General features: G+C 61.3%; 7 protein-coding genes. 5 read left to right on the top strand and 2 right to left on the bottom strand.

Going from position 1 to position 14,940, the window contains the following annotated elements; genetic code table 11:
- Positions 1 to 2 precede the first annotated feature (2 nt).
- The 5 genes from ACSQ83_RS05135 (at position 3) to ACSQ83_RS05115 (ending at position 11,290) form a co-directional block, all read left to right on the top strand.
- On the top strand, positions 3 to 1,382 hold the full coding sequence (locus ACSQ83_RS05135) for an MATE family efflux transporter (RefSeq protein WP_436227416.1): 1,380 nt from the start codon (positions 3 to 5) through the stop codon (positions 1,380 to 1,382).
- Between the two features lie 131 nt (positions 1,383 to 1,513).
- On the top strand, positions 1,514 to 7,498 hold the full coding sequence (locus ACSQ83_RS05130; RefSeq protein WP_436227415.1) for an MG2 domain-containing protein: 5,985 nt from the start codon (positions 1,514 to 1,516) through the stop codon (positions 7,496 to 7,498).
- Positions 7,499 to 7,502: 4 nt separating this feature from the next.
- Positions 7,503 to 9,707 (top strand): penicillin-binding protein 1C, encoded by a 2,205-nt coding sequence (gene pbpC / locus ACSQ83_RS05125; protein WP_436227414.1) that lies wholly within the window; start codon positions 7,503 to 7,505, stop codon positions 9,705 to 9,707.
- A 320-nt stretch (positions 9,708 to 10,027) separates the two neighbouring features.
- On the top strand, positions 10,028 to 10,642 hold the full coding sequence (locus tag ACSQ83_RS05120) for a ComEA family DNA-binding protein (protein WP_414953885.1): 615 nt from the start codon (positions 10,028 to 10,030) through the stop codon (positions 10,640 to 10,642).
- A 198-nt stretch (positions 10,643 to 10,840) separates the two neighbouring features.
- Positions 10,841 to 11,290 (top strand): YidB family protein, encoded by a 450-nt coding sequence (locus tag ACSQ83_RS05115; RefSeq protein ID WP_414953886.1) that lies wholly within the window; start codon positions 10,841 to 10,843, stop codon positions 11,288 to 11,290.
- Positions 11,291 to 11,401: 111 nt separating this feature from the next.
- Here the strand turns inward: ACSQ83_RS05115 and ACSQ83_RS05110 are convergent, their stop codons facing one another.
- Both ACSQ83_RS05110 and clpB read right to left on the bottom strand, forming a co-directional pair.
- A complete protein-coding gene (locus ACSQ83_RS05110) occupies positions 11,402 to 11,836 on the bottom strand; it encodes a nuclear transport factor 2 family protein (RefSeq protein ID WP_436227413.1) in 435 nt (144 codons plus the stop codon).
- Between the two features lie 247 nt (positions 11,837 to 12,083).
- Positions 12,084 to 14,681: an ATP-dependent chaperone ClpB gene (clpB, locus tag ACSQ83_RS05105; protein ID WP_436227412.1), complete on the bottom strand. Its 2,598-nt coding sequence runs from the start codon at positions 14,679 to 14,681 to the stop codon at positions 12,084 to 12,086.
- Positions 14,682 to 14,940: the final 259 nt, after the last annotated feature.

Genomic DNA, 14,940 nt, shown 5'->3' with positions numbered 1-14,940 from the left:
CCATGTGGCCCGATGTCCGCAAGATCGTGGCCCTGGCGTGGCCGGTGCTGATCGGCCAACTGGCGATCATCGCATTCAGCGTGATCGATACGGCCATGGTCGGTCGATATTCCGCCACGGATCTTGCAGCGCTCGGTCTCGGTTCGTCGATCTACATCTCTGTCTATATTGGTTTGACGGGCATCCTGACGGCATTGCAACCCATTGCCGGACAATTGTTCGGTGCGCGGCGTGAAGCCGAGATTGGCGAGGAAGTCCGGCAGGCGCTATGGTTGGCGGCGGTATTGTCGGTGATTGGCTTTGTTTGTTTGTATTTCCCGCAGCCTCTCCTGAGTATCGCCGATACCCCTCCCGCCCTGCACGACCGCACCCTCGCCTATTTGCGCATCCTGTCGCTCGGACTGCCCGCGAGTCTTGCGTTTCGGGTCTATGGCTCGCTCGCGAACGCGGTGGGCAAACCCCGCCTCGTGATGTTCCTGCAAGTCGGTGCGCTGATGCTGAAGGTCCCGCTCAACCTGTGGTTCATCTTCGGCGGATTCGGCGTGCCGGCGCTGGGTGGTCCAGGCTGCGCAATCGCGAGCACGATGATCAACTGGCTGATCGCCATCGTTGGAATAACGGTGCTGGTGCGTGTCGAGTTTTTCGGGCCGTTCGGCATATTTTCGCGCTTTTGCTGGCCCGTCTGGCATCGTCAGAAAGCGCTGCTGAAACTCGGCATTCCGATGGGGCTGTCCTACCTGATCGAAGTGACGTCTTACACGTTCATGGCGCTGTTCATCTCGCATTTCGGCACGACGACGCTGGCTGGACATCAGATCGCCGGCAACATTGGCGCGGTGCTCTACATGACGCCGCTGTCCATTGGCGTGGCGTCCGCGACCCTCGTTTCGCAAGCACTTGGCGCAGAACGTTTCGATGCCGCCCGTTCGCTCGCCCGCCACGGCATTGCGTTGTCGTGCGGTATCGCGTGCGTGTACGGCGCCGCGTTGTTCGCGCTACGGCCTCACTTGCTCGCGGCCTACACGCCCGACAGCCAGGTGATCGCAGCGGCCATGCCCTTGTTGGCGATTGTCGTGTTCTATCATTTCTTCGATGCCCTCCAGATCACCACCGCGTTCGTGCTGCGCGCCTACAAGGTGGCGGTCGTGCCGACGGTGATCTACGCGGTCGCTTTGTGGGGCATCGGGCTGGGCGGCGGGTACTTGCTCGGGTTTGACGTGGGCGGTTTTGCGCCCGCCTGGTTGCAGGGCGCACGTGGGTTCTGGGTGGCGAACTCGTTAAGCCTGGGCGTGGCGGGCGTAGGACTGTTTCTCTACTGGCGACACATCAGCACACGGCACATCCCGGATGATCGTGCCCGCGCAGGACCTGAGCCAGTTTAGATTCAACCGCACCAACCGCGCACTCGATGCAATCAGCTCTCGCGCGTTGTCATAAAATGAAATCAATTGGCAAGGATGACGTAACACTCCGGTAAAATCGCCAGCGTTTTGGCCACCCTGGAACGAGTGCGATGATCCGCGTCATAAAAAAACAACGCTGGCCCATGGCGGCGCTTGCCGCCCTTTCCTTGCTCGCCGCGGGTTTGCTCGGCGCCACGCATCGCGCCGACGCCGCTCGCACGCTAAGCGTATCGCCACAGGGCAAGGTCACGCAGGTGCGCCAGGTGGTCGTCAAGTTCGACGAAGCGATGATCGCGTTCGGCGACCCGGCGGCCAAAGCTCCGGCTCAGGTCCATTGCAGCGGGGGACCATCGGCGGGATCCGCGCATTGGATCGACGATAAAACCTGGGCCTTCGACTTCGCACAAGACCTCACGCCCGGCATGCGCTGCTCAGTCGCGCTGAACGACGGTCTCAAATCCACTGCGGGCAACGCGCTCACCGGCCCACGCCAGTTCCGCTTCGAAACGGGCGGCCCGTTTGTCACGCAAGTCATGCCCGGCGGCGGCGAGATAGAAGAAGACCAGATCTTCGTGTTGCGCCTGAACGGCCCCGCGACAGAAGCGTCGGCGTTGCAAAACATCTGGTGCGAATCGAGTGGATTGGGTAACCGGATTCCCGTCAAGAACGTCGACGCCAACGCACGCGCCGCGCTCCTCAAACGTTTCCGCCTCGACAAAGACAGCGCACGCGTGCTCACGCTCGCGTGCCAGCAAACCTTGCCGTCCGCCACGAAGATGCAACTCGTGTACGGTGCGGGCGTCGCCGGTCCGAGCGGCCTCGCCAACGACGTGGAGAAGCGCTTCGACTTCGATGTACGCGAACCCTTCACCGCGAGTTTTTCGTGCGAACGTGAGAACGCCAAGGCGCCCTGCACGCCGTTGCGCCCGCTGAGCATTCGATTCAGCTCGCCGGTGCCGCGCGCGGACGCCGAGAAAATCACCTTGCACGGCCCAGGCGGCAAGACCTCGCCCCAGTTCGATCCCGATGAAAAAGACAGCGACATCACCAGTGTCAAGTTCGCGGCGCCCTTGCCCGAACACGCGGATTTATCGATAGAACTGCCTGCAGGACTCAAGGATTCCAGCGGCCGCACGCTATCGAACGCGGACCTCTTTCCGCTGAAGACATCGACGGCGCCCATGCCGCCGCTTGCGAAGTTTTCATCGTCGACATTCGGGATCATCGAGCGCTTCGCCGAGCCGAACATGCCCGCCATGTTGCCGGTCACGCTGCGCCACGTGGAAGCCGACCTGAAGGTGAACGGGCTCAACGCGGGGTCATCGAGCGTGACAAAACTGCGCGTGGATGCTGATAGCGAAATCCGTCGATGGATGAAAACCGTCGATCGTTTCGACGGCTTTTCGATGTCCGTCGCACAGATCAAAAAAGACATGCCGCTGGCGCTGAACAACGGCATCAAGCCGGTCTACGCCCAGGGCAGCACGGCGAAAGATCCGCAAATCGATATCCGCTCGCTGTCCTTGCTGACAAAGCAACCGGGCGTTGAAACCCTGAGCGTGCCGCAAGCCGATCCCAAGTCGTTGCGGCCTTTTGAAGTGGTCGGCATTCCGCTTCCCAAACCCGGTTTCTATGTAGTCGAACTGGCATCGCCAGCGCTGGGCGCATCGTTGCTCGGCAAACAGCAAGACATGTACGTGCGCACCTCGGTGCTCGTCACCAACCTTGGCGTGCATTTCAAGCAAGGCCGCGAAAACAGCATTGTCTGGGTGACCGCGCTCGATAGCGGCAAACCTGTTCCGAACGCGCAAGTGCGCGTGACGGATTGCAACGGCGAACAACTTGCTGCCGGGAAAACGGATGCGCGTGGCATCGCGACGATCAGCAAACCGCTGGCGTCAGCCCGCCCTTGCGATGAAAACAGCCTCGACTATTCGGGCTTTTTCGTCTCGGCGCGCGTCGATGATCCGAAGACTGGCCCGGACATGGCGTTCGTGCGGTCGGACTGGAATCGCGGGATCGAGTCGTGGCGCTTCAACGTGCCCACCGACATGAGCCGCGATCAAACCACGCGCGCCACGACCGTATTCGACCGCACGCTGCTGCGCGCGGGCGAAACGGTATCGATGAAACATTTGATGCGCGAGGAAACGCTCACCGGTTTTGCATTCCCCTCCCATCTGCCGTCGCGCGTGACGATCCGTCATGAGGGCAGCGGCCAGACCTACCATCTGCCGCTCAAATGGGCGGCCGACAAGAGCGCCGATTCCACCTTCCCGATTCCCGCCGCCGCGAAGCTCGGCGAATACAGCGTGACGCTGGATGACGGTTCGACGAATTCGGACTCGGACGATAACAACGACGACAACAGCGACAATTCCGGATCGGACCACATGAGCATCGAAACCGGCAATTTCCGCGTGGAGGAATTTCGTCTGCCGGTGTTCAAGGGATCGATCGGCATTCGCGATCAGAAGACCGGTGCACTGGTCGCCGCGACTACAGCGCCGCTGGCGGTACAGATTGAATATGTGTCGGGTGGACCCGCATCGAATTTGCCGGTGCAAGTGTCGGCGCTGATGAAAGATACATCGCCGTCATTTGCTTCGCAGTTCGAATCGTTCAGCTTCGCGCCGTACAAGAAGCCTGCCGATGACGGCGCCAGCGCACCCGCAACCGAAGGTGACGACGACAACAGCAACGCGCAGGAAGACACGTCCACGGCCAAGCTTATCGCCGATAAAACCGCGCTCACGCTCGACCGCAATGGCACGGGAACGCTCACGCTCAAGTCGCTGCCGGTGGTGGAAGCGCCGAAACAGTTGGCACTGGACGCGACCTTCGCCGACCCGAACGGCGAGATCCAGACGCTGCGCGGCAGCGCCACGCTTTGGCCTGCGGCTGTTGCTGCCGGCATCAAGGCAGGCGACTGGGTATCTGTCGGCAACGCAGTGCCGGTGCAGGCACTCGCCGTCGACTTGCAAGGCAAGCCGCGAGCGGGCGTTGCGCTCGAAATCCGCGGCGTGGCGCGTACCATGACAAGCTCGCGCAAGCGCATGGTCGGCGGCTTCTACGCGTACGACAACCACACGGAAACGAAGGATCTCGGCACGCTTTGCAACGGCAAGAGCGACGACCACGGCCTGCTTTCCTGCGAGGCCAAACTCAAGGAAGCGGGCAACGTCGACCTCATTGTCACTGCCAAGGACGGCGATGGACGCGTGGCGAATGCGACCACCTCGGTCTGGGTCACGCGCGAAGATCAACTCTGGTTCGGCGGCGAAAACACGGACCGCATCGACGTGCTGCCTGAAAAAACCAGCTACGAACCCGGCGAAACCGCGCGCTTCCAGGTGCGCATGCCGTTTCGCTTCGCGACTGCGCTGGTGGCGGTGGAGCGCGAGGGTATCGTGGAAACGAAGGTCGTTGAGCTGGATGGCAAGAACCCGACTGTCGAGCTGAAAGTACAGGATTCGTGGGGACCGAATGTCTACGTCTCCGTGCTCGCCATTCGCGGTCGGATTCACGAAGTGCCGTGGTATTCATTCTTCACGTGGGGCTGGAAAGCGCCGCTCGATTGGGTCCACGCGTTCTGGTACGAAGGGCGGCAATATGAGGCGCCTACGCCGCTGGTCGATTTGTCGAAGCCTGCGTTCCGTTACGGGCTCGGCGAGATCAAGGTGGGGACCGCCTCGCACAAGCTCGGCGTGACGGTCACTCCGGATGCGAAATCCTACGCCGTACGCACAAAGGCGCATGTGAAAGTCCGCGTGACGCTGCCGGGCGGCAAGCCGGCACCGGCCGGCACGCAGATCGCGTTGGCCGCCGTCGATGAAGCCCTGCTCGAACTGATGCCGAATCAAAGCTGGAACGTACTCGACGCCATGCTGCAGCGGCGCGCGTATGGCGTGGAGACATCGACGGCGCAAATGGAGATCATCGGACGCCGTCACTTCGGGCGTAAAGCCGTGCCGGCCGGCGGTGGCGGTGGACATAGTTCGACGCGTGAACTGTTCGATACGCTCCTGCTCTGGAACCCGCGCGTGACGCTCGATGCAAACGGCGAAGCAACTGTAGATGTGCCGCTCAACGACGCGTTGACGAGCTTCCGCATAGTCGCGATCGGGGCTGTGGGCGCGGGTCAATTCGGTACCGGCAGTGCATCGATACGCAGCACGCAGGATCTGCAGTTGATCTCTGGCCTGCCGCCGCTCGTCCGCGTAGGCGACCAGTTCCGTGCGTTGTTCACGCTGCGCAATACGACCGCACGGACGATGCAGGTCGTCGTGACGCCCCATGTTTCGTCGCTCGATCTCGCCGCGCAGAACGTGACGCTGGCGCCGGAGTCATCGCAGGAAATCTCGTGGGATGTGAAGACGCCGGATGCCATTGGCATGGCTGCAACGGGCGCGTTGAACTGGGAGATAAGCGCGGCGGAACAAGGCGGTCCGAAAGCCGCCGATGCCGTGAAGCTCACGCAGCGCGTGGTGGCCGCCATTCCCGTGACCGTGCAGCAAGCCACGATCACGCAGGTTGACGGGTCGTTCGCGTTGCCTGTCGCGCCGCCGGAGACCGCGGTGGCATCGGCTGACGGACAGATTCGCGGTGGCATTGCCGTGACGCTGCAGCCGAAACTCGCCGATGGCCTGCCGGGTGTGCGGCGCTGGTTCGAACGTTATCCCTATAGTTGCCTCGAGCAGCAGACGTCCCGCGCGTTAGGTCTCGATGACCTCACGCAATGGCAGACGGTGATCGCGAGGATGCCTTCCTATCTGGATAGTGACGGGCTCGCCAATTACTTCCCGCCATCGGACGATTCCCGGCCGTACGGTAGTCCGGCGTTGTCCGCTTATCTGCTCGCAGTCAGCGATGAAGCATCGAAAGCCGATCCCCGCTTCGCATTGCCCGACGACCTTCGCGACAAGCTCGCAGGCGCATTGACCAACTTCGTGGAAGGCAAGATCGAGCGGAAATTCTGGGCACCGCGTCAAGACCTGGACTTCGTAAAGCTCTCGGCAATTGAAGCATTGTCCCGATACGGCCTGGCCGCACCGCGCATGCTCGGCTCGATCACCATCGCGCCGAATCAATGGCCGACGTCCGCGCTGCTCGACTACTACTCGATCCTTTCGCGTGTCGACGGCATTGCACAACGCGACGATCAGCGTGCTCAAGTCGAACAGATCCTGCGCGCTCGCCTGACGTATTCGGGCACGCGCCTCACCTTCTCGACCGCCGCCGACGACGATCTCTACTGGCTCATGACCGGCCCGGAAACGAACGCGGCGCGAACAGCCCTGCTTTTCGCCGATAACCCCGCGTGGAAAGACGAAATGCCGCGCCTGGTCGGCGGTTTGCTCGCGTTGCAGACGAACGGTGCGTGGCAAACCACGACGTCGAACCTATGGGGCAAGCTCGCCGTGCAGCGCTTCTCAAAGGTGTTCGAAAACACACCGGTGAGCGGACAAACGCGCATTGCGCTCGGCACGACGGAGAAGGCCGTGGCATGGAATGCACCGGCCTCGCCCGCCAATCCGCGCAACGTGACCTTGCCTTGGACTTCCGGCACGTTGAACCTGACGCAAGACGGCACGGGCAAGCCATGGGCGACCATCGAAAGCCTCGCGGCCGTCGCGTTGAAGGCGCCGTTCGCGGCGGGGTATCGGATCACGAAGACCATCACGCCAATCGATCCGGCTGTCAAAGGCACGCTTTCGCGTGGTGACATCGTGCGCGTGCATATCGACATCGATGCGCAAAGCGATATGACATGGGTCGTCGTCAACGATCCGATTCCGGCAGGTGCAACGATCCTCGGTTCGGGCCTCGGCCGCGACTCGGAGGCCGCGACCGAAGGCGAGAAGAGCCCGCAAGGCGCTTGGCCGGCGTTTGTCGAACGGGGTTTCGATGGATATCGCGCGTATTACGACTATCTGCCGAAGGGGAAATTGCAGGTGGAATACACGGTCCGGCTGAACAATGCGGGCACATTTGGGTTGCCGCCTACGCGCGTAGAAGCGCTCTACGCGCCCTCCGTGTTCGGCGCGACTCCCAACGCAACAATGGTCGTTGCTCCACTGGCCGCTGCCAAATAACGCGATGAAACGCGCCGCCCTCGCCCTCGTCTGTTGCATGCTTGCAAGCTCGGCGCATGCGCTGCCAAGCTTTGACGAAGTGCGCGCGGGTTGGCGCAGTTCCGACTGGGTGCTGCTCGCTCGCAATGGCGAACCGCTGCAGCGTACACGTATCGATACAACCGAGCGGCGCGGCGACTGGGTCGCTTTGCAGGATGTGTCGCCGGCATTGCGCGAGGCGATTGTTGTCTCCGAGGACAAGCGTTTCTACGAGCACAGCGGCGTGGATTGGCGTGGCGCAGCGGCCGCGGCGTGGGCCAATCTCTGGAACACCCGGACGCGCGGGGCATCGACGGTGACCATGCAACTGACCGGTTTGATCGATGAAGATCGCCGGCCGGGACGCCGTTCAATAGGCGAGAAAGCGACGCAGACGGTCGGCGCGTTATGGCTCGATCACGCCTGGCGCAAGGACCAGATTCTCGAGGCATACCTCAATCTCGTGCCGTTTCGCGGTGAGATCGTCGGTTTATCGGCTTTATCGCAGACCTTGTTCGGCAAGCTTCCGTCCGGGCTGAACGAGCGTGAAGCCGCGCTGACCGCCGCGCTGGTGCGTGCGCCGAATGCGAATTACGCGAAGGTATCGGCGCGGACGTGCGGCATTTTGCGTGACATGGATCGGGCGCGACCTGCTGCCACCGACCCTTGCGCGAACCTCGACAGCTACGTGCAATTGACGCTCACGCGAACCGCTTCAGCCTCTGCAAGGTCCTCGGGCGACGACGCGCTCGCGCCGCACTTCGCGCGCCGCGTGGCCGGCGAAGTGCATCCCGCAGCCGGCGCGCGGGTCCAGTCCACGCTCGATGCGTCGTTGCAGCGCTTTGCCCGCGACTCGCTCGCGCGCACCTTGCTCGAACTCAACTCGCGCGCGCATCAGCGCAATGTGCACGATGGCGCCGCGATCGTCATCGATAACCGCAGCGGCGAGATCCTCGCGTGGGTCGGCTCGGCGGGCGGCTTGTCGAACGCGCCGGAAGTCGACGCCGTCGTCGCGTTGCGCCAGGCCGGCTCGACGCTGAAGCCGTTCTTGTACGCTCAGGCTATCGACGAAAAACGTCTAACCCCGGCCTCTTTACTCGACGACGCCCCGCTCGATCTCGCCACCGGCGGCGGCCTGTATATCCCGCAAAACTACGATCACGATTTCAAGGGTTGGGTGAGCATGCGCACCGCGCTCGGGTCGTCGCTGAATGTGCCGGCGGTGCGCACGCTCGTGATGGTCACGCCGCACCGGTTCGCAAAAACGCTGGTGTCACTCGGCCTGCCGCTCACGCAAGCCGGCGATTACTACGGCTTCAGTCTCGCGCTCGGCAGCGCGGACGTGACGCTCGCGAGCCTCGCGAACGCGTATCGGACGCTCGCGAACGGCGGTCTTACCGGGCCGATGTCCGACTTGCCGGCGCATACCGCCGCTGCATCCGGTACGCGAGTTTTCAGCCCGCAAGCCAGTTTTATCGTGACGAACATCCTCGCCGATAACAACGCGCGCACACGCACTTTCGGTTTCGACAGCGTCCTCGCCACGCGCTTTTTCAGCGCCGTGAAAACCGGCACGAGCAAGGACATGCGCGATAACTGGGCGGTCGGCTACACTTCGCGCTATACGGTGGGCGTATGGGTGGGCAACGCGGACGGTGAGCCGATGTGGGACGTCTCCGGCGTCACGGGTGCAGCGCCGGTGTGGGCTGCGCTGGTGAACTACCTGCACCGGCGCACGCCAAGCCGCGCGCCCATCGCGCCGCCGGGCGTGGTTCAGACCATGATTGTTTATCAAAACGATATCGAGCCGGCACGCGACGACTGGTTCCTGAGCGGCACGCAAATGTCGCGGATCGGGTTGTCGTCGAATGCGGAAGGCGCGGCCGTACGCAACGGCACGGCCCGGATCTCGTCTCCCACCGACGGCACTATTTTCGCGCTCGATCCCGATATTCCCGCCGCACGCCAGCGGGTCTGGTTCGAGAGCGCGCAAAGCGCCCCTGCGGGCAGCGTGTGGCGGCTGGACGGCAAATTGGCCGGCCCTTCCCGCTCAACCAGCTCGACACGAATGGCATGGTTGCCTTGGCCGGGCCATCACACATTGGAACTGGTCGACCGCCAGGGCGTAGTCGTCGATTCCGTGAAATTCGAAGTACGCGGCGCGTTTGCCAAAATCAAGACAAAGGGTTGATCGGGATTAAGAATCGAATGCGGATAGCGTCAAATCCGACAAGCTTATATCCCGAATTGTTAAATCTGGACCGACCCGACTTCATCCGCCATGAGTCTGGTGATAATCGCTAAACGAATTGAAACTAGTCAGCGGATTGGGTACAACCGGCAAAATAACAGCCAGTGATGTTGTAAAAATTAATCCCGCTCACACCGGACAGGGGTCACTGGCATTATCCTGACCCGCATTTTGTCCTATGCTTGTTGGACTTTCTGGCCCGGCTCCAGTTAGGCTGGCATCGATTCCTCTTTTTATTTTTTCAACCTGGAGCACTTGTCATGCTTAAAAAGCTGTTGATGCTTTGTCTGGCCCTCGCGTTGTCCATAGGCGCCGCGTTCGCGGCCGTCGACGTCAATACGGCGGACCAAACCTCCCTTGAAGCGGTCAAGGGGCTGGGGCCGGTGAAGTCGAAAGCGATCATCGATGAACGGACGAAGAACGGCCCGTTCAAGGATGCAGACGATCTCGCCAGCCGCGTGAAAGGCCTCGGCGCGAAATCCGTGACGAATCTGGAGCAGGCCGGACTGACGATCGGCGGATCATCCGCGCCGCCCTCGGGGTTGAAGGCCGGCAAGACACGGACAGTGACCAACGCGGACACCGCATCGCCCGCTAAGTCGACGGTGAAATCGTCCACGGCCGCAACCGCCGCTACGTCACCCGCCGCGACCACGGCCACGACGCCGGCAGTCACACCTGCAGCGACGCCGGACGCGGCTTCTACCACCAAGGGCAAGAAGGGTAAGAAAGCCAAGGCCGGCGCGGCGGCTAGCTCGAGCGCGGCGACCAGCACGGCACCCACAGCGACGGCCGACGCGGCGTCAGGAGCGAGTGGCGCCAAGGCGAAGAAGTCCAAGAAAAAGAAAGCCGCCAGCGACGCGGCAGCAACCTGAGGACGGCGAAGCAGTTCGGCATGAACCAGAGAGTGGAATGGCCAGCAACGCATAGCTCGAATTCATGCCGCCCAGTTCGCCTTGCAGCAGAAACAGTCCGGCCGTTCCTCAACGAACGGCACGTTTTCCGTCCGGCACTGGCAAACCGGCATGATGCCGGACGGCATTTAACCAGCATCGTTTTCAAGTGAGACAGCCATGAGCCTACTCGATACCCTCGCCTCCTCCTTCGGCAACTCGTCTCAAGGTGGCGGCGCACAGTCCGGCCTAGTCGCGATTGCGATGGAATTCGTCAACAACCAGCCCGGCGGCCTGAACGGCTTGATTCAGCGATTCCATGAAAATGGCGCGGGCGATATCGTCTCGTCGTGGGTCGGCAACGGCGAAAACAAACCCATCAGTTCGGACACCGTGACGAATGTGCTTGGTTCGGATGCGGTCAGCGAGTTGGCACAGAAAGCGGGTCTGTCCGGCGATCAGGTTTCCGGCATCCTGGCTTCAGTGTTGCCGCATCTCGTGAATCACGCGACGCCGGACGGCCAGGTGCCGGCAGACGGCAAGCTGGACGTGGGAAGCCTGCTAGGGTCTCTTGGTGGCCTCGGTGGTCTGGCAGGCCTGTTCGGCAAGAGCGAAGAACCGAAGGCGTAAGCGTTTTTCGCCTGGTTTTAGGCAGCAGTAAAAGAAACAAAAAGGGGCAACGGAGTGATCCGTTGCCCCTTTTTGTTGGTGCGGCGAGCGCTGGCGCTCATGCAGCCGGATTCAATATTTGTAGCCTTGGCGAGCGAGTAGCTTCCAGCCCTTGCCGGACTTCTTCCACACCATCAGTTGATCCAGCTCGACGTCGGTCTTCTTGCCGCCGCTTTCGACCGTCGTCGAGAAATGATCGCGCACGATGGCGTTATCGCCGGCTAGCGTCGTGCTCGGCTTTGTCAGGTCGATACGCAGATAGTGGGTCTGGCCGCTCGTCAGCGTATCGATGTACACCTGCTGATTCTGGACCGATCCGTTCGAGTGACCGTAGCTCAAGGTGCTGGCGGTGAGTGCCTTCAGTTCGTCGCCGTTGGCCGCGATCATTGCGGCGTGCAGGCGCTGGACGGCAGCGTCTAGCGATGCCTGATCACCGGTCTTTGCCTGAAGGTTGACCGATACGGCGCACACAACGGCCGCCGCCAACAGCATCTGGAGTTTTGTCATGGAAATTTGGATAACGTGTTATTTTAGAAGTCAGACGTCTGGTAATTACTTTTTTGCATTTTCATAGACTATATACTCATAATGCGCAATTTTAGATCAGACGTCAGATAAGTTTTTCGAAGATTAGCACGGCGCTCGGTGACTGCTAATCAGGTAAACCCGCCCAAGCCTGACCAATAAAAAACGCCCGACAAACTTCGTCGGGCGTTCTTCAACAGCAGCAATACGTGGATCCAGCCCGCGTCCCTTAATGCACAACGCGATCGAACACCAGCTCGCCATCCCGCATATCGACGGGGATCACGTCCTTCGGTCCGAACTTGCCGGCCAGAATCAGCTTTGCGACCGGGTTCTCGATCTGTTGCTGGATCGCGCGCTTCAACGGCCGAGCACCAAACACCGGGTCGTAACCCACCTTGCCGATATGCTCCAGCGCCGCCTCCGACACGTCGAGTTGCATCTCCAGCTTCGCGAGCCGCTCGTGCAGCCGTTGCAACTGGATCTTCGCGATCATCTGGATGTTCTCGCGGTCGAGCGAATGGAACACCACGACGTCGTCAATCCGGTTCAGAAATTCCGGCCGGAAGTGCAGCTTGACCTCTTCCCAGACGGCTTCCTTCACCGCTTCGTGCGGCTCACCGACCATCGACTGGATCACGTGCGATCCAAGATTCGATGTCATCACGATCACCGTGTTCTTGAAGTCCACGGTGCGCCCTTGCCCGTCAGTCATGCGTCCGTCGTCGAGCACTTGCAGCAGCACGTTGAATACGTCCGGATGCGCCTTCTCGATTTCATCGAGCAGGATCACGCTGTACGGCTTGCGACGCACCAGCTCGGTCAGGTAACCGCCTTCCTCATAACCGACATAACCCGGCGGCGCGCCAATCAACCGCGCGACGCTGTGCTTCTCCATGAACTCACTCATGTCGATACGGATCATGTGATCTTCCGAATCGAACAGGAACGCTGCGAGCGCCTTGCACAACTCAGTCTTGCCCACACCCGTCGGCCCAAGGAACAGGAACGAACCATACGGACGGTTCGGGTCCGACAACCCGGCGCGCGAACGGCGGATGGCATCGGCCACTGCACCAATCGCTTCGTCCTGACCCACCACGCGGTCATGCAGCTTGCCTTCGATCTGCAGCAGTTTCTCGCGCTCGCCTTGCATCATCCGCGACACGGGAATGCCGGTGGAACGCGACACCACTTCCGCGATTTCCTCGGCGCCCACTTGCGTGCGCAAGAGGCGCGGCCGTGTGGGGTTGCTCTGCTCCGCGGTCTCGGACTGCGTCACCTGCTTCAGTTGCGCCTCGAGCCCGGGCAGCTTGCCGTACTGCAATTCGGCAACCTTCTCTAACTTGCCCTCGCGCTGCAACCGCACGATGTCCGCACGCACTTTCTCGATCTCTTCCTTCAGCGTCGCGCTGCCTTGCACGGCCGCTTTCTCCGCCATCCAGATTTCCTCTAGATCGGAATACTCGCGACCCAGCCGCTCGATTTCAGCCTCGATCAACTGCAAGCGCTTCTGCGACGCCTCGTCCTTTTCCTTCTTCACGGCTTCGCGCTCGATCTTCAGCTGGATCAACCGCCGATCGAGCCGGTCCATCTCTTCGGGCTTCGAATCGATTTCCATCTTGACCCTTGACGCTGCTTCGTCAATCAGGTCGATGGCTTTATCGGGGAGAAAACGGTCCGTGATATAGCGATGCGACAGTTCCGCCGCCGCGACGATCGCCGGATCGGTGATTTCAACGCCGTGATGCAGCTCGTACCGTTCCTTCAACCCGCGCAGGATCGCGATGGTCGCTTCCACCGACGGTTCATCGACCAGCACCTTCTGGAACCGGCGCTCGAGCGCTGCGTCCTTTTCGATGTATTTCCGATACTCGTCGAGCGTCGTTGCACCGATGCAATGCAGCTCGCCGCGCGAGAGCGCCGGCTTGAGCATGTTGCCGGCGTCCATGGCACCCTCGGCTTTGCCGGCACCCACCATGGTATGAATTTCATCGATGAAAACGATGGTCTGGCCTTCGTCCTTGGCAATATCGCTGAGCACGGATTTGAGCCGCTCTTCGAATTCCCCGCGATACTTGGCGCCGGCCAGCAACGCCGCCATATCAAGCGACAGCACGCGTTTGCTCTTCAGCGATTCCGGCACTTCGCCGTTCACGATCCGCTGCGCGAGACCTTCCACAATCGCCGTCTTGCCCACGCCCGGCTCGCCGATCAGCACCGGATTGTTCTTCGTCCGGCGTTGCAGGATCTGGATGGAACGGCGAATTTCGTCGTCCCGGCCGATGACCGGATCGAGCTTGCCGGCGCGTGCGCGCTCGGTCAGGTCGACGGTGTATTTCTTCAGCGCGCCGCGTTGGCTCTCGGCGTCCTGGCTATTCACCTGCGCACCGCCGCGAACCGAATTGATCGCCGCTTCGAGCGCCTTGCGCGTGAGGCCGTGTTGCTTGGCGATACGGCCGGCTTCGCCCTTGTCGTCGGCGATGGCAAGCAGGTACATCTCGCTCGCGATAAACGTGTCGTTGAGCTTCTGCGCTTCTTTGTCGGCGCTGTTCAGCAAGCCGGCGAGATCGCGGCTGACCTGGACATTGCCGTCCGTGCCCTGGACTTGCGGCAGACGCGTCATGGCGTCCTTGAGCGCGGTTTGCAGCGCCTGAACCTGCACGCCTGCCTGCGACAACAGCGAGCGCGCCGAACCGTCTTGCTGCGCGATCAGCGCGGAAAGCAGGTGAATTGGTTCGATATATTGATTGTCATTGCCGACGGCGAGACTCTGCGCGTCAGCGAGTGCTTCCTGGAACTTCGTAGTTAGCTTGTCGATTCTCATATTGAGACCTCCAAATCGGGATGTGTTCAAAATGAGGCGTGATCCGGCACTTTCAAGCGTTCCGCTGCCCAAAAACCGCATTTTTCTGCGAAATGCCGATTGACGCGCTTGGGTGGTGCCGGGCGGCTAATAGCGGTTGTTAACGGTTGATCCTGGTCGTGATGTGCAAAAACGTCGAGTCGGGAACCGCACCGTACGTTGGCGTTCGTCGAGCGTGGGTGTCAGGGACCGGTCAGGGTCTATTGTGATCGGATCGTGA

It is taken from the genome of Caballeronia sp. LjRoot29, from assembly GCF_964252755.1.
Classification (GTDB): domain Bacteria; phylum Pseudomonadota; class Gammaproteobacteria; order Burkholderiales; family Burkholderiaceae; genus Caballeronia.
The sequence above is the reverse complement of the archived record's forward strand: the minus strand, read 5'-3'. Positions and strand labels throughout refer to the sequence as shown.

What these genes read in the sequence shown, in the direction of transcription:
- ACSQ83_RS05115 (WP_414953886.1), top strand. Translation starts at nt 10,841, where the DNA reads ATGAGCCTACTCGATACCCTCGCCTCCTCCTTCGGCAACTCGTCTCAA.
- ACSQ83_RS05135 (WP_436227416.1), top strand. Translation starts at nt 3, where the DNA reads ATGTGGCCCGATGTCCGCAAGATCGTGGCCCTGGCGTGGCCGGTGCTG.
- ACSQ83_RS05110 (WP_436227413.1), bottom strand. Translation starts at nt 11,836, where the DNA reads ATGACAAAACTCCAGATGCTGTTGGCGGCGGCCGTTGTGTGCGCCGTA.
- pbpC (WP_436227414.1), top strand. Translation starts at nt 7,503, where the DNA reads ATGAAACGCGCCGCCCTCGCCCTCGTCTGTTGCATGCTTGCAAGCTCG.
- ACSQ83_RS05120 (WP_414953885.1), top strand. Translation starts at nt 10,028, where the DNA reads ATGCTTAAAAAGCTGTTGATGCTTTGTCTGGCCCTCGCGTTGTCCATA.
- clpB (WP_436227412.1), bottom strand. Translation starts at nt 14,681, where the DNA reads ATGAGAATCGACAAGCTAACTACGAAGTTCCAGGAAGCACTCGCTGAC.
- ACSQ83_RS05130 (WP_436227415.1), top strand. Translation starts at nt 1,514, where the DNA reads ATGATCCGCGTCATAAAAAAACAACGCTGGCCCATGGCGGCGCTTGCC.